Source organism: Cryptosporangium japonicum (assembly GCF_039524755.1).
In the GTDB taxonomy this organism is placed as follows: Bacteria; Actinomycetota; Actinomycetes; order Mycobacteriales; family Cryptosporangiaceae; genus Cryptosporangium; species Cryptosporangium japonicum.
The window spans coordinates 400,155-422,742 of sequence record NZ_BAAAGX010000010.1 but is presented as its reverse complement, the minus strand read 5'-3'; the positions used below and the strand labels follow the sequence as shown (position 1 = coordinate 422,742).

The window sequence follows — 22,588 nt, the reverse complement described above, 5'->3', positions numbered from 1 at the left end:
TGCCGCTCACAGGTAGCCCTCGCGGAGCGCGTGGGCGACCGCGTGGGTCCGGTTCCGGAGGCCGTAGCGGGCGGTGACGCCGGCGAGGACGTTCTTGACGGTCCGTTCGGAGAACGACAGGCGCGCGGCGACCTCGCGGGTCTCCAGGCCCTCGGCGAGCAGGCGTAACACGTCGAGTTCGCGCGGGCTCGGGGGACGCTCGTCGTCGGGACCGGCGGGGCCGGCCCGCCGCAGCCGGACCACCGCGTCGACGAGCTGGCCGACGGCGCCGGACGGCAGGTCCCGGTCGTGGCGCGCCGCGGCCCGGACCGCCCGCAGCAGGCGGTCCGGGGTGACCTCGTGCCGGAGCAGGATCGCGGGGACGCCGGCGTCCAGGGCCCGCAGCAGCTCCGGCTCACGGAGGTGGGCGACGATCAGCACCACCGTCCACCCGCTGCTCAGCGCGGTCAGGCGCCCGATCGCGGCCCGGTCGACCCGGTCGGCGGCCACGACCGCGACGCCGGGCCGGTGGTCCTCGCCGGGGTGCGCGGCACGCAGGTCGACGTCCGGACCGGAGCGCAGGTGGGCGATCAGACCGGCCCGGGTCAGCGGATCGTCGCCGAGGACGGTGACCGGGATGCGCCGGGCCCCGTCGGCCGGCGCTCCGTGGCGGGACACGTGCCGATCAGCGCGCGGTCAGCGCGCTGTGACGCTTCACCCAGCTCTCGACCTGGCCGGCGACGTCGGCCCAGCCGTGGTCGAACGGGGACGAGTGCCCGCGCCCGGGCAGCCGGATCAGGTCGGCGACCGCCGGGGAGTCCCGGTACAGCCGGTGCGCCGCGCGGGTCACGACGTCCGGCACGGTGTGGTCACGGTCGGCTGAGACGAACAGGAGCGGGGCCCGCCGCCCGGTCCGGGTGTCCACCGCGGCCGGTGAGCTGCGCCGGACGTTCGACGTCGCCACCTCGAACAGCGGCCGGCCGGGCCCGGGAATCGCGAAACGCTCGTGGAGTTCGTCGGACTCGTCGGCCGGCAGGGTGTTGCCGAAGCCGTAGCGGAACTGCGCGGCGCTCAACGAGACCACCCGGTTCCGGTTGGCGGGGTTGCGCAGCACCGGGAACGAGGACCGCAGCTGGGCGAGCGGGAGTGCCCGGACGCCCTTGATCGGGGCCGGATTGACGACGACGGCGGCGCGCAGGTCGGTCGTGAGGTTCAGCTTCTGCACGACGGTGCCGCCGACCGAGTGTCCGATGAGGATCGGCGGCTGGTCGAGCTCCTCGATGATGCCGCGGTAGTGCGTGGCGATGTCCTCGAGCCCGACGCCGGCGAGACGCTCGGGCCGGGCCCGGGTGCCGGCGACGGTCTCGCTGTCTCCCGGCCAGCCCGGGGCGATCGGCCGGTAACCGGCGGCGGTGAACAGCTCCACCCACGGTGCCCAGGAGGACGAGTGGATCCACAAGCCGTGGATGAAGACGACGGGTGTGCCTGGTGCTGTCATGAGCTTTCCGCCTCGGCCGCGTTCCGGTTGACTGCGTGCGAGTGAAGCGGGACGCAGGGGATTTCCGGTGGACGCCACCTCCACTGGACGTTCAGTGGCCGTCCAGCGCGTCGAGCAGTTCCTGCGCGCGGCGCGCGAACAGGTGGGCCTCGCGCTCCACCGACAGCGCCCGCGCCCGTTCGGCGGCGGACCGGACGTCGGTGAGCGGTGCACCGCGGGCCTGGAGCAGCCGGGCGCGCAGCAGCAGCACGAGGCCCTCGGCGTACCGCTGGTCGTTGACGCCGAGGAAGTGCTCGGCCCGGGTGAGCGCGGCCTCGGCCCGGTCGAGGGCGCCGGCCGCGAGCCACATCTCGGCGATCAGCCCGTACCACGTGGTGACGCCGCTCAGCGGCGGATCGACGAGGGTGGCCGTCAGGATCCGCTCGGCCTCCACCGCGGCGCCGGCCGGGTCGTCGCCGGCGACGGCGTGCGCCCAGTGCCGGGCCATCCGGAGGTAGGCACCGAAGAACACGAACGAGAACCTCGGGTCTTCGGCGATGCCCCGCTCCGCGCACCGCAGGGCCCACGCGGAGTCGCCCGCCAGCGCCGCGCTGGTGGCGGCGAACGTGGACCAGATCGTCACGACGTAGGGATCGTCGCCCGCGGTGGCCTCCAGCCGCTCGATCAGCGTGCGTGCCGTGTCGACGTCGCCGTGCAGGGTGGTGACCAGGGCGAGCATCACCGGCGACTTGAGCTGCAGGTCGCGCCGGAGACTGTTCTCGTCGCTCCGGACGAGGTCGTCGAGCACGATCGGATCGGCCTGGCGCAGGTAGCGGAACGCCTCGCCGATGTTGCCCCGGTCCCACTCCTGGATGCCCCAGCCGACCAGGCCGTACGCGCGCAGCACCGGGTGGGGGGAGGCTCGGCCCTCCTCCAGCTGGCGCCGGGCCAGCGGGCCACTGAGGTCGAGCCGCGCCGCTTCGGAGTAGGCGGCGCGCCGGGAGAACCGGAAGTCGGCGGCCTCGAGCTCGCGGCCCAGGTCGCGGGCGAGTTGCTCGGCCCGTTCGAGCAGGTCCACCGCGGCCCCGACGTACCCGGCGCGCATGCCGACGACCGCGGTGAGGTGCGAGAGCGCGGAGAGTTCGAGCTCACGCAGCCCGCTCGTCCTGGCCAGCCGGGCGGCCGAGCGGAGCTGCCGCTCGGCGTCCTGGAGCGCGAGCTTCGTGGTGGCGCTGCGGCCGGCGCGGATCAGCGCGGCGGTGGTGCGGGCGGGGTCGGCGAGCGGACCGGCGGCCCAGAGATGGTGGGCGAGGCGTTCGGCGACGGATCGGCCGGGCGTCCGTTCCAGTGCGTCGGCGATACGCAGGTGGAGCCGGGGCGCGCGCAGCGGCGGGGTGGTCTCCGAGATCGACTCGCGCACGAGGTCGTGGGCGAAACGGTAGGCGAACGGGTCGTCGGGAGCCGGCTCCAGCAGGCCGAGGGTCTCGACCGGTTCCAGGAGCCCCAAACCGGTCTGGACGTCGACCTGGGCGGCGGAGGCGAGCAGACGGAGGTCGACGCCCCGCCCGACGAGGGCGGCGAGCTGCAGCAGGTCCGTGGCGCGATCGTCGAGCCCGGCCATCCGGTCGCGGACGACGTCGCGCACGGTGGACGGTACGCCGGTGCTCACCGCCGCGCGCTCGGTGAGCCGCCCGCCGTCGGCCGTGAGCAGCCGGGACAGCTCGCGGACGAAGAACGGGTTGCCGTCCGTGCGCGCGGAGATGACGCGCGTGACGGCCGCGTCCGGAACCTGGCCGGTCTCGCGCCGCACCAGCTCGGCCACCTCGTCCCGGTCGAGCACGTCGAGACGCAGACGTCGATGACCGGGCACCCGGCTGGCCGCCGCGAGCATGCCGATCAGCTCCGGGCCGGGCAGCGGCGCCCGGGTGCGCAGCGTCCCGGTCAGCAGGACGCCGGTCGGCAGCCGGGCGGCGAGGTGGCCGAACAGCTGCACCGAGGCGACGTCGGCCCAGTGCAGGTCGTCGATGATCAGCAGCACCGGCTGACGGCGGGCGGCGTGCCCGACGGCGTCCACGACGTGTTCGAACAGGCGGAACTGCGCGGTGTTGTCCGGCCGCACCGGGGTCTCGGCGGCGCCGTCGTCCGGTTCGGCGAGACGGCCCAGCCGGCCGGCGAGCCACCGCTCCCGGGACGGATCGGGGAGCGTGTCGAGGATCGCGCCGATCGCGGTGACCCACGGCCACATCGACGGCGAGCCGTCACCCTCCAGGCACTGGCCCCAGACGACGAGCGCACCGCGCCGGGCCGCGTCGTCGGCGGCCTCCTCCAGCAGCCGGGTCTTGCCGATCCCGGGGTCGCCCTCGACGAGGAGCAGACCGGTGCCGCCGGCGAGGACCGACGCCACCGCCTGCCGGACGACGGCCACCTCGGCGGCCCGGCCGACCAGCGTCGTCGGAGGTCCCGCGGCGGCGCGGCCGGGCGGCGCCGGCCGGTCGCGGATCCGCCGTTCGGCGTCGCGCAGGACCGGGCCGGGGTCGATGCCGACCTCGTCGGCCAGGCGGGCACGCACCCGCTGGTAGAGCGAACGAGCCTCGGCGTGCTGTCCGGCGGCGGCCAGCGTGGTGACCAGCGCGGCCTGCACCGGCTCGTGCAACGGGGCCATCGACGCGGCGAGACGCAGCGGACGCAGGACCCGTTGCGGGCGGTCCAGCGCGACTGCCGGCTCGACCGCGGCCGAGCACGCCGCGAAGAACTCCTCGTTCAGCGACGCGAAGACCGGCGTCGCGGCCGGGCCCGGGTTCAACCCGTCCCCGGCCGGGCCGCGCCAGAGGGCCAGCGCCGCCGCGAAGTCGTCGAGCGCCGCCCGGGGCTCCCGGTCGGCGAGCCGGCGGTGGGCCGCCGCGACCAGGGCACGGAACACGGCGACGTCGGAGGCGGCCGGATCGGCGACGAACAGGTAGCCGGTGCCGTGGCGCCGCAGGTAGGACCCGTTGCTCCGGGCCGGCAGCTCCGGCTCGAGCAACCGCCGGAGCGCACCCACGTACCGCTGGACGACGTTGAGGGCGCTGGGCGGGGGCTCGTCGTCCCAGACGAGCTCGATCAGGTGGTCGGCGCTGACCGGCTGGCCGGCCCGCGCCAGCAGGAGACCCAGCAGGTAGGCCTGCTGGCGTGGGCCCAGGTCCACCTCGGCGCCGTGGCGCCGGATCCGGAGCGGACCGAGTACCTCCGAACGCACGGAGTCACTGACCACCGGTGGTCCGGGCGAGACGTCCACGCCGCCGCTCACCCCCGAGCCTGTTCCTGATCGGGCGCCGAGACCCGTCCGGAAATCTACTAGCCCGGCGCGGTGACGCCATCAGGGTGCGTCGTCCGGGGGGAGCTCGGTGAGCAGTCCGTCGATGCGCCGGGCGAACAGGTGGGCCCCGCGCTCGACCGACACCGCGCGGGCCCGTCGTGCGGCGGCCCGCACGGTGGCGGCGGGCTCGCCGCGCGCCTGGAGGAGCCGGGCGCGCTGCAGCAGGACGAGCCCTTCCGCGTACCGCTGGCCGTAGGTCGCGAGGGCCTGCTCCGCCCGCTCGAGCGCGTCGGCGGCCTCGTCGGCGGCGCCGGCCGCCAGCCGCACCTCGGCGAGCAGCGCGTACCAGGTGGCGACGCACGAGACCGGCGGATCCAGCAGCCGGTCGGCGAGGAGCGCCCGGATCTCGGCCGCCGCGCCCTCCGGGTCCGAACCACGCATCGCCAGCGCCCACGCGCGGACCAGCCGCTGGTAGGTGCCGAGGAACACGAAAGAGAACCCGCTGTCGACCGCGATGCCCCGCTCGGCGGCACGCAGCGCCCAGCCGGGGTCTCCCACGATCGACGCGGTGCGCGCGGAGATCGTCGCCCACACCGTGATCGCGTACCGGTCCTCGCCGGCCGCGAGCTCCAGGTCGTCCAGCAGCGCACGCGCGCCGTCGATGTCGCCGGAGAGCGCCGTGACCTCGCCGAGCATCGCGGCCGAGAGCAGCCGGAGGTCGTAGCGGAGCGGGTTCTCCGCGCGGGGGCCGAGGTCGGCGGGCCGGCTCGGGCCCGGCCGGGCCAGGTACCGGAGAGCCTCGCCGACATCGCCGGTCGACCACTGCTGGAGCCCCCAGGCGTGCCGACCGTAAGCCTGCACCACCGGGTCGTCGGACGCCTCGCCGGCGGCGAGCAACCGGCGCGCCAGACGTTCGCTCCGGTCGAACCGCATGCCCTGGACGTGCACGACCCAGCGGGTGAAGAGGAAGTCGGCGGCCTCCCGTTCCCGGCCCAGCCGGGCGGCCAGCTCCTCGGCCCTCGCCAGCCGGTCGAGCACGGAGGTGCCGTACATCGACCGCATCCCGGCGACGGTGATCAGCTGCCGGAGCGCGGCCAGCTCCCGTTCCGGCAGGTCCGCGGTGCGCGCCGTGCGGGCGGCCGACCACAGGTGCTGCTCGGCCGCGTCGAACGCGGACTTGGACGCGGCCCGGCCACCGGCACGCAGCAGTGCGTCCGCGGTCCGGGCCGGGTCGGCGAGCGGCGCGGCCGACCACAGGTGATGTGCGAGACGTTCGTCGTCGGAGGTGCCGGCGAGCGCGAGCGCGTCCGCGATGCGCAGATGCAGGGCGTGGGTCGTCAGCGGCGGTGTCGTCCCGGCCACGGCTTCCCGGACCAGGTCGTGGGCGAAGCGGTAGGTGAGCGGAGACTCGGGGGAGGGCCCGACGAGACCGAGGGCCTCGGCCGGGCCGAGCCGTCGGCGGCTGATCCCGGGGTCGAGCCCGGCGGCGTCGGCGAGGAGCTCCAGGTCGATGTCGCGGCCGAGGAGCGCGGCGATCCGCAGCAGGTCCCGGCCGTCGTCGTCGAGCCCGCCCATCCGGTCCAGGACGACGTCACGCACGGTGGACGGCACCCCGTACCGCGCCGGGGCGTCCGTGCTCAGCGTGTCGTCGGCGGCGAGCAGCCGCGCCAGCTCGCGGACGAAGAACGGGTTGCCCGCGGTGCGCGCGTGGAGGTCGCGCCCGACGGCGGGAGCGGGCGTCTGCCCGGTCTCGCGGCGGACCAGCTCGACGACCTCGGCCAGGTCGAACGGCGCCGGCCGGAGGTGGTGGTGCCCCGGCGTGCGGCCGGCGGCGGCCAGGACGCGGGCCAGCTCCGCACCGGGCCGGGGGGCGTGGGTGCGCAGCGCGCCGACGAGGACCGCGCCGCGGGGCGGGCGCGCGGCCAGGTGGCCGAACAACGCCAGTGACGCCGTGTCGGCCCACTGGAGGTCGTCGACGATCAGCATCGTCGGCTGCTGCGCGGAGACCGACGCGAGCAGGGCCGCGACCGCGTCGAACAGCCGGAGCCGGCCGCCGTCGTCCGGGAGCATCAGCGAGCCGACGGGCCCGCCGCGCGGCTCGACCAGGCGACCGAGCTCCCCGGCGAGCCACGCTGCCCGCGACGCGGCGGGGAGGCGGTCGAGGAGCGCGCCGACGGCCTCCACCCAGGGCCACATCGACGGCGTGCCGTCGCCGTCGAGGCAGTGGCCCCAGACGACGAGGGCGCCGGACCGCTCGGCCGCCGCGCCCGCCTCCGCCAGCAGCCGGGTCTTCCCCGCGCCGGGCTCGCCGTCCACGACGACCACCCGGCCCCCGTCGGACGCGGCCGACTCCAGGACCTGGCGCAACGTGGCCAGTTCCCCGGCCCGGCCGACCACACCGACGTCGGGAGCGGGCCGGCTGCGTCCGCGGTCCGGGACCGGGCGCGGCCGGGTGTTCCCGGCGGCGGCGACGGTGGAGGCGAGCGCCGCCCGCGCGGGTTCGTGCAGCGGCGCCATCGACACGGCCAGCCGCAGCGGGGCGAGCACCTCCGCCGGCCGGGCCAGGGACGCCGCCAGCTCGGCCGCGGCCACGCACGCGTCGACGAACTCCGCGGTGAGCGCGGTGAAGATCGCGCGTGCGGCCGGACCGTGGGAGAAGTCGTCGCCGGCGGCGCCGCGCCAGAGCGCCAGGGCGTCCAGATAGGTCGCGAACGCGTCCGCGGTGCGCCCGTCGGACTGGGCGGACTCGGCGTCGGAGACCAGGCGGCGGAAGTCGGCGAGGTCGAGAACGTCCGGGCCGGCCACCAGCCGGTACCCGGTGCCCTGACGGTGCAGGTAGGAACCGGCCTCGCGGGGCCGCAGCCCGGGCTCCAGCAGCCGGCGCACCGCGCCGACGTACTTCTGGACCAGGTTCGCCGCGGTGGGGGGAGCCTCGTCGCCCCAGACCAGGTCGACCAGCTCACCCGTCCCGACCGGCTGGTTGGCGCGGGCGAGCAGCACGGCGAGGAGGTACGCCTGCTGGCGCGGGCCGGCGTCCACCTCGTGGCCGTCCCGGACGATCCGCAACGGACCGAGCACGTGCAGCCGCAGCCGGGTCGGGGCGGTCACGGGGCTGATCGCCTCTCCTCGGGCCGCACGCGGATCTGCCCGATTGGGCACCCGGGGATGCTATCGCGTGCCGCTTTAACGATCCGGTCGCCGGGTTTCACGCCGACAGCGGGGGCGGTTCGCGGCGAGTGCCCCTTCGGGCAGGCCGGGGACGCCGTTGGCCGGCGCGGTGGCAGCGGGTACTTTGGCGGCGTCACGAATGGGGGGTCCACGGGGTGATGGCGGCGCGCGACGACGTCGTCGGGCGGGTCGCCGAACGGGTGACGCTCGAGCGGGCCGTGAGCGCCTGCCTCGACGGAGGCACCGGCCTGGTCCTCCTCGAGGGTGAGCCCGGTGTCGGGAAGACCCGGTTGCTGGAGGAGGCCGCCGCCGACGCCGACCGGCACGGGGTGCTCGTCCTCTGGGGCCGTTGCCGGGAAGGCGACGGTGCGCCGGCGATGTGGCCGTGGCTCCAGATCGTCGAGGGCGTTCTCGACGCGCGACCGGGCCCCGACCGCGACCGGGGACCGACCGGCGAGCTCGCCCAGCTCGTCCGGTCGCGCGGGAGCGACGCGGTGGAGCCGGCCCGGCCGGTCGAGGGCTCCCAGTTCCGCCTGTTCAAGCAGGTCGTCGACCTTCTCGCCCGGACGGCGGCGCGGCGCCCGGTGCTGGTGCTCCTCGACGACCTGCAGTGGGCCGACGCCGCGTCGCTCCAGCTGCTCGGCTACCTGGCGGAGTGGCTGCCGGAGCGGACGCTCGTCCTCGGCGCTCTGCGGGAGCACACCGTCGTCGCGGACCCGGAGCTGACGCGGATGCTCGCCGCGGCCAGCCGCGTGTCCGGCCACCGCCGGATCCGTCTCGGGCCGCTCGGCCCGGACGAGGTGGCCGAGCTCGTCCGCCGCGAGATCGGCCGGGAGCCCGCGCCGGAGGTCGCGCGGGACGTCCACGCGCGGACGGCGGGCAACCCGTTCTTCGTCCGGGAGCTGGCCCGGCTGCTCGCCGTCGGTGGCGCCTTCACCGCGCCAGTCTTCACCCGGGGCGGGGTGCCCTCCACCGTGCGCGACGTCGTCCGCGACCGGATGCGCGGGCTCGGCGACCGCACGACGGAGCTGCTGCGGACCGCGGCGGTCGTCGGCCGGGACGTGGATCTCCGGCTGCTCGCGGCCGTCACGGAGCTCGACGTGGCGACCTGTCTCGCCGCCCTGGAGCCCGTGCACGCGCTCGGTCTGCTCACGACCGTGCCCGGCGACCCGTTCTCGGTGCGCTTCGCGCACGACCTCGTCCGGGAGTCGGTCGCCCGGGACCTTCCGCAGGTGCGGGCGGCGCGGCTCCACCTGGCGGTCGCGGACGCGCTGGAGACGGTCGACCCGGGGGACGGGTTCACCGCGGAACGCCGGGCCCACCACCTGTGGGCCGCCGGTCCGCTCGCCGATCCGGCCCGGACCACCGCGGCGCTCGTCGCGGCGGGCCGGCGCGCGGCCGCCCGGTACGCGCTCGTCCCGGCCGAGCAGCAACTGCGGTCGGCGGCGCGGCTGGCGCGCGAAGCGGACCGGCCGGAACTCGAACTCGCCGCGCTGTCCCAGCTCACCGCCGTGGTGGGCCGGCGAACGGGGTACAACGCGTCGGCGTTCGACGAGCTGGAACGCGCCGAGCAGCTCGCGCGGAGCCTCGGCCGCGAGCGCGCGGCCGCCGACTTCCTGTTCTCCCGCCGGGCCGCGTACTCCCAGGCCGCCCGGCTCGATCGGAGCGGCCCACTGGCGCGTCGCCTGCTCGAGCAGGGCCGGAACTCGCCGGACCCGCTCGTGCGTGCCTACGGGCTGCTCGGGTGGGGCATCCACCAGTGGGACACGGGCGACGTCGGCGAGGCGTTCCGCTACCTCGGCCGGGCCAACCGCACGCTCGTCGACGAGCTGGCCGAGCGCGAGGAGCGCCCCCTCCGGCACGACCTGCAGCTCATGTCGCTCGGCATGCTCGCCGAGGTCACCGCACTGCACGGCGACGTCGACGCGGCCCGCGCGCTGCTCGACACGATGGAGATCGCCGCCGGGGAGGACTCGTACGCGATCACCGTCTGGACCAGCTTCGCGGCCCGGATCGCGGCGATGGCCGGGGACCCGGAGTGGGCGCTGCGCGTCGCGACGGAAGGCATCGCCGAAGACCCCGACTTCTCCTACCGGTTCTTCGGCCTGTACCTGCGGCTGGCCCGGCTCTGGGCGCTCGCCGTCACCGGCCGGGAGCCCGCCGCCGCGGCGGCGGAGGCCGAACGGCTCATCGAGGCGGGGTTGCTGGATCCACCCCGGTCGAACGTGCCCACCTGGTGCGGACTGCTCGCCGAGGCCTGGCTGGCGGCCGGCCGCCCGGAGCGGGCCGCCGCGGCGCTCGACCGGGCCGACCACCACCTCGAGACCACCGGGCAGCGCTACGCGGAGGGACTGCTCCTGCTGGCGCGGGCGCGCCTGGTGCGGGCCACCGGGGGTGACGCGTCGCCGCTGGCCGCGCGGGCCGCGGTGCTCGCCGGTGAGCGTGAGGCCCACCTGTTCGCGCGCCGCGCCGCGGAGTTCCTGGCCGGTCCGAACGCCGGGAACCGGCCGGGCTGACGGGTCACCGCAGCTCGTCGACGCGCCGGGCGAACAGGTGCGCCCCGCGGGCGACACACCGGGCCTTCGCGCGCTCGGCCAGCGGCGCCGCGTCACCCCCGGTGGCCCGCACCAGGCGCGCCCGCAGCAGGAGCAGATGTCCCTCGGCGTCGCGCTGGCCACCGACCCGGAGGAAGTGCTCGGCGCGGTCGAGGGCCGCGGTGGCCCGGGCGAGGTCCCCCGCCGCCAGCCACATCTCGGTCAGCGCCCCGTACCAGCCGGCGACCGACCGCAGCGGCGGGTCGGCCAGCGTCGTCAGGATGAGGTCCTCGGCGTCGGCGGCGGCCCGGGCGGGGTCGTGGCCGGTGGACGCGGAGGCCCAGTGCCGGGCCAGCCGCTGGTGCGTGCGCAGCGTGGGGAGGACCAGGTCGGAGTCGGGGACGAGCCCCCGCTCCGCCGCACGCAGCGCCCAGGCCGGATCGTTCGCCTGGACCGCGGTCAGCGCCGAGAACGCCGACCACACCGCGACGACGTACGGGTCGTCGCCCATCCGCGCCTCGACCGCGTCGAACAGCCGGCGCGCGCCCTCGACGTCGCCGTGGGCGGCGGTCACCTGAGCGAGCCACACCGGCACCTGCACGGCGAGCCGGAGCGGGTCGTCGGCCGGCCCGGCGTCGCGGCGGGGGAGGTCGGACGCGCACCGGCTCAGGAAGCGGTACCCCTCGGTGACCTCGCCCAGCTGCCACTGGTGGATGCCCCAGGCGAACCGGCCGATCGCGCGCACCGTCGGTTCCGTCGACGCGTCGCCCCGGTCGAGCAGCCGGCGGGCCAGCGGGGTGGCGTGGGCGAAGTCCAGCACCTGGAGATGGGCGGTCCAGCGGGTGAGCAGGAACCCGGCCGCCTCGGCCTCCCGGCCGAGCGTCCGCGCCAGCGTCTCGGCCCGCTCGAGCAGGTCGACGTCGGTCCTGACGTAGCCCGACCGCATTCCGTGGGCGGCGTTGAGCTGCGTCAGCGCGACCAGCTCCCGCTGCGGGAGGTCGGCGCCCCGCGCGACCCGGACCGCGGAGCGCAGCTGCTGTTCGGCGACCTCGAGCGCGCCCGCGGCGGTGGCGTTCCGACCGGCGCGCAGCAGCGCGTCCGTGGTCCGGGCCGGATCGGCGAGCGACCCGGCCGCCAGCAGGTGGTGGGCGAGGCGCTCGGCGGCGAACTCGCCGCCGGGCTCCCGGTGCGCCACCGCGTCGGCGATCCGGAGGTGCAGCAGGCGCGCGCGGGGCTCGGGCACCGCCTCGACGAGCGAGTCGCGGATCAGGTCGTGGGCGAACCGGGCCGTGAAGGGGTCGCCCGGCTTGGGCTCCAGCAGCCCGAGCCCCCGCACCGGATCGAGGCGATCGAGGCACTCGAGCGTGTCCAGGCCGGAGGCCGCGGCCAGCAGGCGCAGATCGACGTCCCGGCCGACGAACGCGGCGACCTCGAGCAGGGCGCTGGTCCCGTCGGGGAGGCCCGACACGCGGTCGCGCACGACGTCACGCACCGTCGACGGCACGCCCGCGCGTCCGGTGTCGGCCTCGGTGACGACGCCGGCTCCGGCGAGCAGCAGCGAGAGCTCGCGGACGAAGAACGGGTTGCCCGCCGTCCGGGAGGACAGGCTCCTGGCGACGCCCGCGGTCGGGTTCTGGCCCGTCTCCCGCCGGAACAGCTCGGCGACCTCCGCGGTGCTCAGCGGACCGAGCGGGATACGACGGTGGGACGGCAGCCGGCTGACCGCGGCGAGCATGCGCGCCAGCTCCTCCCCGGGCGCGGGGACGGGGGCCCGGTCGCGGAACGCACCGACGAGCAGCACGCCCCGGGGCAGCACGCCGGCCAGATGGGCGAACAGCTGCAGCGAGGTGTCGTCGGCCCAGTGCAGGTCGTCGAGCACGATCAGCAGCGGACGCTCGGCCGACACCTGCGCGACGACCGTGACGACCTGCTCGAACAACCGGAACCGGGCCCCGCGCGCCGGTTCGCCGGAGGTGTTCGGGTTCAGGAGCAGACCGAGTTCGGCGGTGAGCCGGCGTGCCCGCGACGGCGTTCGCAGGCCGGCCAGGAGGCTGTCGACCGCGCGCGCCCAGGGCCACAACGGCGGCGTCCCGCTGCCCTCGAGCGAGTGACCCCACACGACGCGCAGGCCCCGCCCGCGCGCCTCGGCCGCCGCGCGCTCGAGGAGGCGGGTCTTGCCGATGCCGGGCTCGCCCTCGACCAGCGCGACCACCGAGCCGTCGGCCGCCGCGGCGTCGGCGGCCCGGCGCAGCGCCGAGAGCTCCTCGGCCCGGCCGACCATCTCCGCCGGGGGGTCGGCCGGCCCGTCATCCGGTGCGGGTCTCTCCGGTGGGCGCGGTCCGGGGTGTTCGATCGAGCGGAGGTGGGCGGCGCGCAGCCGGGGACCCGGCTCGACCCCGAGCTCCTCGGCGAGCCGGGTGCGGACGGCCCGGAACGCCGCCAGCGCCTCCACCCGGTGCCCGGCGGCACCCAGCGCGGAGACGAGACTCGCGTGCACGGTTTCGTTCAGCGGCCCGATCGTCGCGGCCGCACGCAGGCACGGCAGCACGGACTCGGGGGTGCCGAGCGGGATCGCGAGTTCGGCCGCGGCGACGCACGCGGCGAAGAACGCGTCGTCGAGCGCGGCGAAGACCGGCATCGCGGCCGGGGGATGGGCGAACCCGTCACCGGCCGGGCCGTGCCACAACGCGGTCGCGTCGACGTAGTGACGCAGGGCGTCCGCCGGCCGCTGCTCGGCCGCAGCCGTCTCGGCCGCCTGCACGAGCGCGTGGAACGTGACGACGTCGAGCCGGGCGCCGTCGGCGACGAACGCGTAGCCGTCACCGTTCCGCCGCAGGTAGGAGCCCTCGCCGCGCGCCGGGAGCGTGGGCTCGAACAGCCGCCGCAACGCGCCGACGTGCTTCTGGACGACGTTCAGCGCGGTGACCGGGGCGTCGTCCTCCCACAGCATGTCGATCAGCTCGCCGACCCCGACCGTCCGGCCGGGGTGGGCGAGCAGCAGCGCCAGCAGGTAGGCCCGTTGGCGGGGACCGGCGCTCAGCTCGACGTCGCCCCGCCAGATCCGTAACGGGCCGAGGAGCTGCAGCCGAAGACGCTCCCGCGGTGGCGCGGGAGTTCCCGCGTCGCTGCGGAGGTCGCCGGCCGTCGGCGCCACGGTGCCACCTCCGGACCTCGGGTGCTCTCCGCACTGTACGGGGACTGGAGTCGCGCGCCGCGCGGAAGCCGCGCTCTTCACTGATCATCCAGCGGCCTGCGATGGGGTTCGGACGATTCGTCACCCGCTGAAGGAGATCCCATGAGCGCCACACCGGTGCGCAACGTCGTCCTCGTCCACGGAGCGTGGGCGGACGGGTCGGGATGGCGCGCCGTCCACGACCTGCTGACCGGGGAGGGCTACGCGGTGAGCGTGGTCCAGCACCCCACCAATTCGCTGGCCGACGACGCCGCCGTCACCCGTCGGGTCCTCGACCAGCAGGACGGCCCGACCATCCTGGTCGGACACTCCTACGGCGGTGCGGTGATCACCGAAGCCGGCACCCACGAGAACGTCGCCGCGCTGGTCTACGTCGCGGCGTTCGCGCCCGACAAGGACGAATCGGTCAACACGCTGATCTCGGACCCGGTGCCGGGTGCGCCGACGCCGCCGATCCTGCCGCCGGTGGACGGCTACCTGCTGCTCGACAAGGAGGCGTTCCCGGAGGCGTTCGCGGCCGACCTGCCCGCCGCCGACGCGCGTTTCCTGGCCGACTCCCAGCTGCCCTGGGGCCTCGAGGCCGTCGGAGGCGCGATCACCGACGCCGCCTGGCGGCTCAAGCCGAGCTGGTACCTGATCGCCGGCGAGGACCGGATGATCCCACCGGCCGCCCAGCGGGCGATGTCCGAGCGGATCGGCGCGTCGGTGACCGAGGTGACCTCCAGCCACGCCGTCTACGTCTCGCACCCGGACAGCGTGGTCTCGCTGGTCCGCGCGGCCGCCGCCGGGGCCTGAGCGCCGGCCGCACCACGGCGCCGGGCCCCGCTGGAGGCCCGGCGCCGTCGTACCGCACGGTCGCCGACCGGCGACGTGACACCCGAGTCAGGAGAGAGCGGACGCATGTGGGCTCACGTGACCGCCGCCGGTGCGGCCCGGCCGGATCCTCCGCGGACCGGTGCGCCGGTCCCGCTCCAGCGGCTGGCCGGCAACGCCGCGATCGCGCGCGCACTGGCCGGTGGGCGGCGCGCGGCGGTCGCCGGGGTGCTCGGCGCACGCGGTGTGCCGCTGCGCTCAGCGCTGCGCGCCGAGATGGAGTCGCGCCTCGGCGCCGACTTCTCGGAGGTGCGTCTGCACTCCGGCCCGGCGGCCGCCGCGTCCGCCGCCGCGCTCGATGCCCGGGCGTACACGTCCGGTGAGCACGTGGTGCTCGGGGCGGGCGGAGCCGACCGGCATACGCTCGCCCACGAGCTGACCCACGTGATCCAGCAGCGGGAGGGCGCGGTCGCGGGAACGGCGACCGACGACGGGCTGACGGTCTCCGATCCGTCCGACGCCTTCGAGCGCGCGGCCGAGACCGACGCCCGGCGCGCGCTGTCCGGAGCGGCCGCGGTCGGCACCCGCGCCGAGGAGGCCGCACACCGGGGGACGGCCGGCGGGACCGCGGTGCAGCGGATGATCGAGACCAAGCCCAACCGGCTGATGCAGCAGCAGGGGGAGTCCTGCTGGCTGTTCGTGCTCGAGTCCGTCCTGCACGCCCACGGCGCGCCGACGACGAGCGAACAGATCCTGATGCGCGTCTACCCGAGCAGCAGCGCGAGCTCGGGCATGGGCCGGGCGTTGATCCTCGGCGGGCTCGCCGTCACGCTGGAGCAGATGGCGGCGAGCCTCGGCGCCGGGCCGCTCGACCGCGCCCAGCTGGTCCGGACGGCCCGCACCGTGCTCGGCGACCCGCGCTCGGTCGACGCGCTGGACTTCCTTCCGTCCGACCCGCTGGCCACGTTCCCGGTGGAGCCCGTGCGCGCCGCCTACGCCGCGGCCGCCGAACGCGCCCGCGCGATCCAGCAGCTCCACCAGGACACCCGCGCGGGGCTGCAGAACCACCGCGGCGAACCGCTCTTCGTCGACTCCCCGTTCTGGGCCGAGGAGAAGCTGCTCGGAACGGCCGCGGTCAGTACCCGGTTCACCGCGAGCACGCCGCTGGAGGAGGTCGCCGCCGACCTGCGCAGGCACCGGCCCCCGTCGGTGATCAGCACACCGCGCAGCATCAACCCGTTCGCCACGACCGACCCCGCCCTCGCGCTCGCGCACTACGACTTCACCGGGGTGCCCGACCCGCTGCGCGGCACGAGCCGGACTAAGGTCTTCGTGATCCGCGGCGCCGACACCACCGGGTTCACGGTCCAGGCGAAGAACGGCGGCCCCGCGGTACTCATCACCGCGGGTCAGCTCGCCGAGCTCGCCGGCACGTCCCCCGACGCCGCGCGCCACGCGACCGCCGGCGACGAGTTCACCTTCGGGTTCCCCACGTTCACCGGTGAGGGGTGGAAGGGCGCCCGGATCGAGCTGGCGTGGTGCTTCGGTGACCTGCCGATGCTGGACGGTGCGCACATCCTCTCGCTCACGGGCGTCCAGGGCGACGACGTCGACGACACTCTCGTGACCTACAAGGACCCCAACTTCGGCGACGCGGAGATCGTCGTCTCGCTCCAGCAGTTCGCGGCCATGGCGGCCGGGAACGATCTGGCCACCGAGCGGGTGCGCGTCACCTCCGTGGAGTCCGAGCAGCGCCGGCGCCGCCGCCGAGCCGCCGCGCTGACGACCGACCAGATGGACGCGGAGCTGCGCCGCACGCGCCGCCGCGGCCTCGGCACCAACGACCTGCAGGAACTCGCCCAGCAAGTACACGACCAGCTCTACCTCTGACCCGCCCCGTCCCCGATCACCGCACGGAGTGCGTTCGTCAGGCGGCGGAACGCGAAGATCCGGAACGCCGCAGTTGCCGGGTGATTCGCCAGACCATCTGATGGATGGCCACGCCCACGGCCGCATTCACCGTGGCCAGCGCGGACGCACCGAGCAACCCCGCCGAGACGCTCATGACGTCGGCGGCGACGAGCAAGGTCGGCCAACCCACGGCAGCGGCGACGAGCGACGATCGCCACCAACGTCCACAGATCATGCCGAGGAGGATCAGTGTGGGAATCATGGCGGGCCTTTCTCGGCGGCTCACCCGATCCTCCCATGGGCCAGTAGCGGATGTTCGGGGTTCACCGCCACCCGGACCACGCCCGGCGGGCCGGAGTCGACGCTGCTCGCGCTGTGCAACACGTTCGCCGACGGCAACCCGTACGGTGTCCCGCACGTCACCGCTCCCGGCAACGACGCGGTCGGCCCACGACTGGACCGCGGCCCACCGCGACGAGCTGGATCCCGGACGCACCCGGCCCCCGCGCGTCAGTCCCGGAGCACGCCGTCCTCGTCGCAGCGGCGGAGGTACGCGTCGAAGCTGACGTTCGCGAGCTCCAGCGCCTCCTGGACGGCGGCCACCCCGGTGGCCACGACGCGGAAGGCGCGTCCGGGCCGGTCGGCCAGGTCGACCACGAGGACCGGGTGCTCCGCCGCGGCCAGCGTGCTCGCGTCGGCGACGAACGTGAAGCTCCGCTCGGGATCCGCGCCGAGCTCGACGCCGAGCTGCTCCGGCGTGCGGCCGTCGAAAGCGCGCTCGTCGACCAAGCGCAGCTCGGTGCCGCTGTCCCGGGCGTGCCCCGCCAGCAGCGCGCGGACGGCGAGCCAGCCCGCGTCGTCACCGAAGTCCGTGCGGATCAACAGGGTCCGGTCGACCGGTAGCTCGATCACGGGTCTCCTTCGTCGGTAGGTACGAACGAGCGTAGGAGCGCACTGTGGACGAGCAGTGGATGCCGGTCAGCCGTCGGCGAGAAGCTGGTGGCGCAGATGGCCGAGGGTCCTGCTGAGCAGTCGCGAGACGTGCATCTGTGAGCAGCCGACGCGGGCGGCGATCTGGCTCTGCGTCAGATCGTGGAAGAACCGCATGGCGACGATGCCGCGCTCCCGCTTGGGTAGCCGGGCCAGCGCCGCCCGGAGCGCCTGGTGGTCGACCACCGTCGCCAGCGCCGGATCGTCGACGCCCAGCAGCTCGCCCGGTGCGGCACCACCGGGGGGAGCGTCCAAGGAGACCGGCCGGTAGGCGTGGGTGAGGGCCAGCGCCTCGGCGACGTCGCCGGGGGAGACCCCGAGGTGGTCCGCGATCGCGGTGGCGTTGGGGGTCCTCGAGGGGTATGCCGCGCCGGGCGTAGCGGCGGCTGATGTGGTCGGCGATCGGGAGATGGAGCGTGACCAGCCTCGTCCGCATCGCGCGGCGCTCGTCGGTGTCGACCCCGAGATCGGCGTACCGCCGGAACAGCGGTTCGACGTCGGCGTAGACCGCGTAGTCGACGGCGCCCTCGGCGGAGGGTCTCGCGGTGGAGGTGGTGGTCATTCGTCGTCCCCTCGCCGGTGGCCTCGTTCGCCGCGACGGTAGGGACCCGGGGTGCACGAACAGTGAAGAGACGCCGGTGTGACCTACGGCACACAAGCCTGGGAAACCTGACGCTCGGCGCCGGACGATCAGTCGATTGTGAAACCGACCCTCGCCACCGAGGAGCAGCTGCTCCGGCGCATCGCGCGTGGGGACAGGGACGCCTTCGACGAGCTCTACCGGCGGACCGCGCCCTACCTCGCGATGCGTCTGCGCCGGCGCTGCGCCGACGAAGGCCTGGTGACCGAGGTCCTCCAGGACACCTTCCTGAGCGTGTGGCGTACGGCCGGGTCCTTCGGGCCGGTCCGCGGCGCCGGGGGAGCGGGTTGGCTCTGGACCATCGCGGCGCGTCGGCTCGTCGACGCGTTGCGGGCGCAGCAGCGCGTCCGGGAGGTGCCGACCGACGAGCTGCCGGTCCGCAGCGCGCCCCCGGCCGAGGACGAGGCGCTGGCCGGCGCGGTGGGGGACGAGCTCGGTGCTGCGCTCGCCGCCCTCGCCCCCGACCTGCGCGAGGTCCTGCGCGCGATGGTGCTGGACGGCCTCACCGTCCGGGAGACCGCGGTGCTGCTCGGGGTGCCCGAGGGAACCGTCAAGACGCGCGCGCGGCGGGCGAAGATCGTTTTGCGGGGGGCTCTGTCATGACCGGTCACGTTCCGGGGAAAACGCTCGCCGCCTACGCCCGGGGCGAGCTCGACGACGCGTCGTCGTGGACGCTCGAGGCCCATGTGGACAGCTGCGCGGTGTGCGTGCTGCGGCTCGCGGACCTGGCCGGGCCGGACGTCGAGGCGATGGTCGACGCCGGGCGGGCGGGCATCGGGGCGCACGGGCCGCTGGCCGCTCCGGTGCGGCGGCGGGCCTGGGCGCGGACGTGGCGGCGATGGACGAGCTGGTCGCTGGTGGGGCCGGCGGTCGTCACCGCGCTGGCGCTCCTCGCCGCGTTCGGGCTGGACCGCGAGTACCCCGACCGGCCGTCGCTGGTGCTGCTCCTCGCGCCGGTGGCGCCGCTGACCGGCCTGGCGCTGGCCTGGTCCCACCACGGCGACCCGGGGTGGGAGACGGTGGCCGGCACCGCACGGGCCGGCCTGGACCTGCTGCTGCGTCGCGCGCTGGTGGTGCTGGCCGCGGTGGTCCCCCCGCTGGCGGTCGTCGGTTGGGCCCTCGGCCGGGCCCCGGCCCTGTGGCTGCTGCCCTGTCTCACCTTCACCTCGGCGACGCTGCTGCTCGGCAGCCTGATCGGCGTGTCCAGGGCCGCGGCGGTCCTGGGCGGCGGCTGGGTTCTCGCGATCGCGACGCCGGCCGTCGTCGCCGGTGTGTCCCCGGTGCTGATCCAGCCGGTGAGCGTGCCCGGCTGGGCCGTCGCCGGTGTCCTCCTGCCCGTTCTGACCCTGCTGCGGTCGGGCGCCCTGCGGCGCCTGAGCAGCTGGCGATAGGAGAGCCGATGATCCGCGCAGTCAGCGATTCCGAACTGCAGCCACCCGGCTACGCCTGGTCGGTCGATGCCGCCGGGCTGCAGGTGAGGGCCGGCAAACACCGTGCGGTGGACGGCCTGGACCTGTCGCTGGGCACCGGCGTGCACGGTCTGCTCGGACCGAACGGCGCCGGCAAGACCACGCTGATGCGTGCCCTGTCCACGGTGGTCAAGCCGGACGGCGGTGCCCTGCGCCTGCTCGGCACGGACGTGCGGCGCGCCGGCGATCTGCGGCAGCTGCGCACCCGGCTCGGCTACCTGCCCCAGCACTTCGGCTTCTATCCCAAGTTCACCGTGCGCGACTACGTCGAGTACATGGCCTGGTTGCGGGAGATGCCGAAGCGGTCGGTTCCGTCGGCGACCCAGCGCGCGATCGACCGGGTCGGCCTGACCGGGCGCGCCGACTCCCGGCTGAAGTCGTTGTCCGGCGGCATGCTGCGCCGGGCGGGGATCGCGCAGGCGATCGTCAACGATCCGGCGGTGCTGCTGCTCGACGAGCCGACCGTCGGACTCGATCCGGAGCAGCGGGTCGAGTTCCGCGGCCTGCTGCGCGACCTCGGCGCCGACAGCTGCGTCGTGGTCTCCACGCACCTGGTCGAGGACGTCGTGGCGGCCTGCACCGACGTGGTCGTGATGGCCGCCGGCTCGAGCGTCTTCCAGGGCGTGCCGTCCGACCTGGTCCGCCTCGGTGACCACGGCGGGATCGGCGACAGCCCGGCCGAGCGTGGCTACTCCAGCCTGCTCCAGCGCCACCGCGGTGGTGCCTGATGTCCGGTCCGACGCTCATCGAGCTGCGCCGCTCGAACGCGCGCGCCCTCGGGCTGGTCGTCGCGGTCGTCGCCGCGGCCTGGTTCGCCGGCCAGACCGGTCACTGGTTGCGGCAGTGGAACTGGTTCGCGGTCATGGCGACGTCGGCGATGTTCGTGCTCGCGCCGCTGGCCCTGGCCGGGGGCGCCATGCTCGGCCGCCGGGACGGGCGGACCCGCGCCGACGAGCTCATCGGCAGCACCGGCCGGCCGCGGTGGCAGCGGGTCACGCCCGGGATCGCCGCCCTCACGGTCGCGACGACCGTCGCGTACCTGCTCGTCCTGAGCGTGGCCGCCGTGGTGGTCGCGGTCAACGGCAGCTATCTGGGCGTCGCCGGTCTGGTGTCGATGCTCGTGGACCTCGTCGTCCTCGCCGGCGCCGTCTGGGTCGGTATCGGCGTCGGCCGGGCCTGGCCGGCGCCGATGGTTCCGCCCGCCCTGGCCGTCATCGGGCTGGTGGTCCAGCTGGCCGGAGACACGATCATCGGGCCCGACGGTTCGGCCACCCCGCTGGCGGCCCTGTCGATGCTGGTCCAGCCGCCCGGGGCCGACTGGGAGACGGCCAGCGGGGCGGCGGTGCTCAGCCGGCTGGCGCTGGGGCTCGGCCTGCTGGCCGGGGGCGGTCTGCTGACGGTCGGCGCCTCCCGGCCGGTCCGCGCCGGTGGTCTGGTCGCGGTGGCGGCCGGCGTCGCGGTCACGATGGCGGTGTCACCGGCCACGGCATCGTCGCCCACCAACCGGATCGACGCCGCGGCCCAGCGTCTGGTCTGCACGGACGGCGGCCCGCAGGTGTGTGTCACCGCGGTGCACGCCTACCTGCTGCCGTCGGTGGTTCCGCAGGCGCGCGCCGCGCTGACGAAGCTGGCCAAGCTCCCGGACGCCCCGACGCGGGTCGTCGAATGGCATCCCGACACGGTCGGCACCGGCGACGACCTCGACTATCTGGGCGACACCCCGACGACCGAGCCCGGCACCGTGTTCTTCCGGCTCGACCTGGCCGACCAGGACGTGGACACCGACGTCGAGGCCAGCATCCTCAACGGCGCGGGCACGACCGCCAACGGGTGCCGGCTCCAGCACCCGGACGCGTTGTGGGCGGCCGGCGCCTGGCTCGCCGGCGGCGACACCCTCGACGTGAAGGACTTCGTCTTCGGTCTGAAGCTGTTCCCCGACGACTACCGGCCGGTGCTGAGCACCCTGCGGCAGGCGCCCGCGACGGAGCAGCTCCGCCGGGTGACGGCGTTGCGGAACGCCGCCAACGCCTGCCGGACGACCGACCTGACCGCCATCCTCACCGGAAAGAGCGCCGCATGACCCGCTGGACGGTGCTGTACGCGCGTTCCCGTCGTCTCCCGGCGGCCATCGCCTTCTCGGCGGTCGCGGTCGCGGTGGCGGCCGGCGTCTGGCGGCTGCTCTCGGACGACCCGGTGACCCCGGCGCGGCTCGCCGTCGGCGTGGGCCTCCTGGCGCTGGCCCCGCTGATCCCGACGCTGAGCGGCGACGACGACGCCCTCGAGTCGACCGCCGCGCTGCCGTGGCCGCCGCGGCGGGCCGCGCACCTGGTCGCGCTGTTCGGCGGAGCGGTCGCGCTGCTGACCGTCGCCGCGGCGCTGGGCTGCGAATTCGGCACCGGATGGCAGGTCGTGCGCAACGGCGCCGGTCTGACCGGGCTGATCGGGCTGGGCGCCGCGCTCACCGGCGCCCAGCTCGCCTGGCTCGTCCCGGTCGTCTGGACCGGCGTCCAGGCGATGGGCGCGGCCGCCGCCGCGGGCGGTGTCGGACGGCAGCTCCTGTTCTGGCAACTGCAGCCGGACGGCAGCCGCGCCGCCGCGGTGCTGGCCGCGGCGCTGGCGGTGGCCGGCCTGCTCACGTACGCGATCCGCGGGTGCCCCCGGCGTTCGCCCGGTGAGGCCACCGTGGGCCAGTGAGCCCCGGCGCCGGTGCTCTCACGTGCCGGACAGCACCGAGGCCGCCGCGTCGGCGAACTCGGCCGGCTGCTCCACGTGGCCGAAGTGGCCGCTGCGCTCCAGCATCGTCAGCCGGGCGCCCGGAATGCCCTCCGCGAGACGGTGCGCCCAGACCGGACCGCAGAGGAAGTCGTGGCGCCCACCGATCACCACGGTGGGGGCGGTGATCGCGCCGAGCCGGTCGCGGACGTCGAACAGCACCGGGTCGGGGGCGCCGGCCGGTTCGGCGTACATGCGCACGGCGGCGCGGAACGGCGCGAAGTCGTCCTGCCGTGCCCAGAAATCGGCGAAGTAGACGGGGAGCGCGGCGGCGAAGGCGCTGCTCAGGGCGTCGTCTCCGGCGGGGATCGCGGCGAGCGCCGCGCTGAACGCCGCCGGCACGGCGG

17 protein-coding genes are annotated in these 22,588 nt (G+C 75.6%); 8 read left to right on the top strand and 9 right to left on the bottom strand.

Annotation, left to right across the window (positions count from 1 at the left end):
- Positions 1-6: 6 nt before the first annotated feature.
- The 4 genes from ABD437_RS15000 to ABD437_RS14985 form a co-directional block, all read right to left on the bottom strand.
- Positions 7-657, bottom strand: coding sequence for a response regulator transcription factor (locus ABD437_RS15000; protein WP_344649430.1), 651 nt, complete (start codon positions 655-657; stop codon positions 7-9).
- A gap of 7 nt (positions 658-664) precedes the next feature.
- Positions 665-1,477 carry an alpha/beta fold hydrolase gene (locus ABD437_RS14995; RefSeq protein WP_344649429.1) on the bottom strand — a complete coding sequence of 271 codons (813 nt, stop codon included), beginning with the start codon at positions 1,475-1,477 and terminating at the stop codon, positions 665-667.
- A gap of 91 nt (positions 1,478-1,568) precedes the next feature.
- Entirely contained in the window at positions 1,569-4,691 is a 3,123-nt protein-coding gene (locus ABD437_RS14990; RefSeq protein ID WP_344649428.1) for an ATP-binding protein, read from the bottom strand.
- Between the two features lie 120 nt (positions 4,692-4,811).
- Positions 4,812-7,859 (bottom strand): ATP-binding protein, encoded by a 3,048-nt coding sequence (locus tag ABD437_RS14985; RefSeq protein WP_344649427.1) that lies wholly within the window; start codon positions 7,857-7,859, stop codon positions 4,812-4,814.
- A gap of 218 nt (positions 7,860-8,077) precedes the next feature.
- Between ABD437_RS14985 and ABD437_RS14980 the strand changes: the two genes are divergently transcribed.
- The gene (locus tag ABD437_RS14980) at positions 8,078-10,435 is read left to right on the top strand and encodes an ATP-binding protein (protein ID WP_344649426.1); all 2,358 of its coding nucleotides are present in this window, start codon (positions 8,078-8,080) and stop codon (positions 10,433-10,435) included.
- 4 nt (positions 10,436-10,439) lie between these two features.
- Here the strand turns inward: ABD437_RS14980 and ABD437_RS14975 are convergent, their stop codons facing one another.
- Entirely contained in the window at positions 10,440-13,607 is a 3,168-nt protein-coding gene (locus ABD437_RS14975) for an ATP-binding protein (protein ID WP_344649425.1), read from the bottom strand.
- Positions 13,608-13,748: 141 nt separating this feature from the next.
- On the opposite strand from ABD437_RS14975, the gene ABD437_RS14970 reads away from it, so the two are divergent.
- A complete protein-coding gene (locus ABD437_RS14970; RefSeq protein WP_344649424.1) occupies positions 13,749-14,441 on the top strand; it encodes an alpha/beta fold hydrolase in 693 nt (230 codons plus the stop codon).
- Between the two features lie 105 nt (positions 14,442-14,546).
- Complete coding sequence (locus ABD437_RS14965) at positions 14,547-16,349, top strand: eCIS core domain-containing protein (protein ID WP_344649423.1); 1,803 nt, start codon at positions 14,547-14,549, stop codon at positions 16,347-16,349.
- A gap of 37 nt (positions 16,350-16,386) precedes the next feature.
- Here ABD437_RS14965 and ABD437_RS14960 read toward each other — a convergent pair whose 3' ends face one another.
- The 3 genes from ABD437_RS14960 to ABD437_RS14950 form a co-directional block, all read right to left on the bottom strand.
- Positions 16,387-16,632 carry a hypothetical protein gene (locus ABD437_RS14960; RefSeq protein ID WP_344649422.1) on the bottom strand — a complete coding sequence of 82 codons (246 nt, stop codon included), beginning with the start codon at positions 16,630-16,632 and terminating at the stop codon, positions 16,387-16,389.
- Between the two features lie 248 nt (positions 16,633-16,880).
- Entirely contained in the window at positions 16,881-17,282 is a 402-nt protein-coding gene (locus tag ABD437_RS14955; RefSeq protein WP_344649421.1) for a DUF6924 domain-containing protein, read from the bottom strand.
- A 66-nt stretch (positions 17,283-17,348) separates the two neighbouring features.
- On the bottom strand, positions 17,349-17,615 hold the full coding sequence (locus ABD437_RS14950; protein ID WP_344649420.1) for a sigma-70 family RNA polymerase sigma factor: 267 nt from the start codon (positions 17,613-17,615) through the stop codon (positions 17,349-17,351).
- A 445-nt stretch (positions 17,616-18,060) separates the two neighbouring features.
- Between ABD437_RS14950 and ABD437_RS14945 the strand changes: the two genes are divergently transcribed.
- Genes ABD437_RS14945 through ABD437_RS14925 form a run of 5 tightly spaced genes read left to right on the top strand, consistent with a single transcriptional unit; the run spans position 18,061 to position 22,163 of the window.
- Positions 18,061-18,603 (top strand): RNA polymerase sigma factor, encoded by a 543-nt coding sequence (locus ABD437_RS14945; protein WP_344649419.1) that lies wholly within the window; start codon positions 18,061-18,063, stop codon positions 18,601-18,603.
- Positions 18,600-19,391 (top strand): zf-HC2 domain-containing protein, encoded by a 792-nt coding sequence (locus ABD437_RS14940; RefSeq protein ID WP_344649418.1) that lies wholly within the window; start codon positions 18,600-18,602, stop codon positions 19,389-19,391. The genes ABD437_RS14945 and ABD437_RS14940 overlap by 4 nt, the downstream gene beginning before the upstream one ends.
- 8 nt (positions 19,392-19,399) lie before the next feature.
- Complete coding sequence (locus ABD437_RS14935; RefSeq protein ID WP_344649417.1) at positions 19,400-20,197, top strand: ABC transporter ATP-binding protein; 798 nt, start codon at positions 19,400-19,402, stop codon at positions 20,195-20,197.
- On the top strand, positions 20,197-21,549 hold the full coding sequence (locus ABD437_RS14930) for a hypothetical protein (protein ID WP_344649416.1): 1,353 nt from the start codon (positions 20,197-20,199) through the stop codon (positions 21,547-21,549). The genes ABD437_RS14935 and ABD437_RS14930 overlap by 1 nt, the downstream gene beginning before the upstream one ends.
- Positions 21,546-22,163, top strand: coding sequence for a hypothetical protein (locus ABD437_RS14925; protein ID WP_344649415.1), 618 nt, complete (start codon positions 21,546-21,548; stop codon positions 22,161-22,163). Before ABD437_RS14930 ends, ABD437_RS14925 begins: the two co-directional genes overlap by 4 nt.
- Positions 22,164-22,181: 18 nt before the next feature.
- On the opposite strand, the gene ABD437_RS14920 is transcribed toward ABD437_RS14925, so the two are convergent.
- Positions 22,182-22,588: alpha/beta fold hydrolase (locus ABD437_RS14920; RefSeq protein WP_344649414.1), on the bottom strand; the 407-nt coding region annotated here is incomplete at its 5' end.

What these genes read in the sequence shown, in the direction of transcription:
- ABD437_RS14995 (WP_344649429.1), bottom strand. Translation starts at nt 1,477, where the DNA reads ATGACAGCACCAGGCACACCCGTCGTCTTCATCCACGGCTTGTGGATC.
- ABD437_RS14925 (WP_344649415.1), top strand. Translation starts at nt 21,546, where the DNA reads ATGACCCGCTGGACGGTGCTGTACGCGCGTTCCCGTCGTCTCCCGGCG.
- ABD437_RS14965 (WP_344649423.1), top strand. Translation starts at nt 14,547, where the DNA reads ATGTGGGCTCACGTGACCGCCGCCGGTGCGGCCCGGCCGGATCCTCCG.
- ABD437_RS14980 (WP_344649426.1), top strand. Translation starts at nt 8,078, where the DNA reads ATGGCGGCGCGCGACGACGTCGTCGGGCGGGTCGCCGAACGGGTGACG.
- ABD437_RS14935 (WP_344649417.1), top strand. Translation starts at nt 19,400, where the DNA reads ATGATCCGCGCAGTCAGCGATTCCGAACTGCAGCCACCCGGCTACGCC.
- ABD437_RS14940 (WP_344649418.1), top strand. Translation starts at nt 18,600, where the DNA reads ATGACCGGTCACGTTCCGGGGAAAACGCTCGCCGCCTACGCCCGGGGC.
- ABD437_RS14970 (WP_344649424.1), top strand. Translation starts at nt 13,749, where the DNA reads ATGAGCGCCACACCGGTGCGCAACGTCGTCCTCGTCCACGGAGCGTGG.
- ABD437_RS14930 (WP_344649416.1), top strand. Translation starts at nt 20,197, where the DNA reads ATGTCCGGTCCGACGCTCATCGAGCTGCGCCGCTCGAACGCGCGCGCC.
- ABD437_RS14960 (WP_344649422.1), bottom strand. Translation starts at nt 16,632, where the DNA reads ATGATTCCCACACTGATCCTCCTCGGCATGATCTGTGGACGTTGGTGG.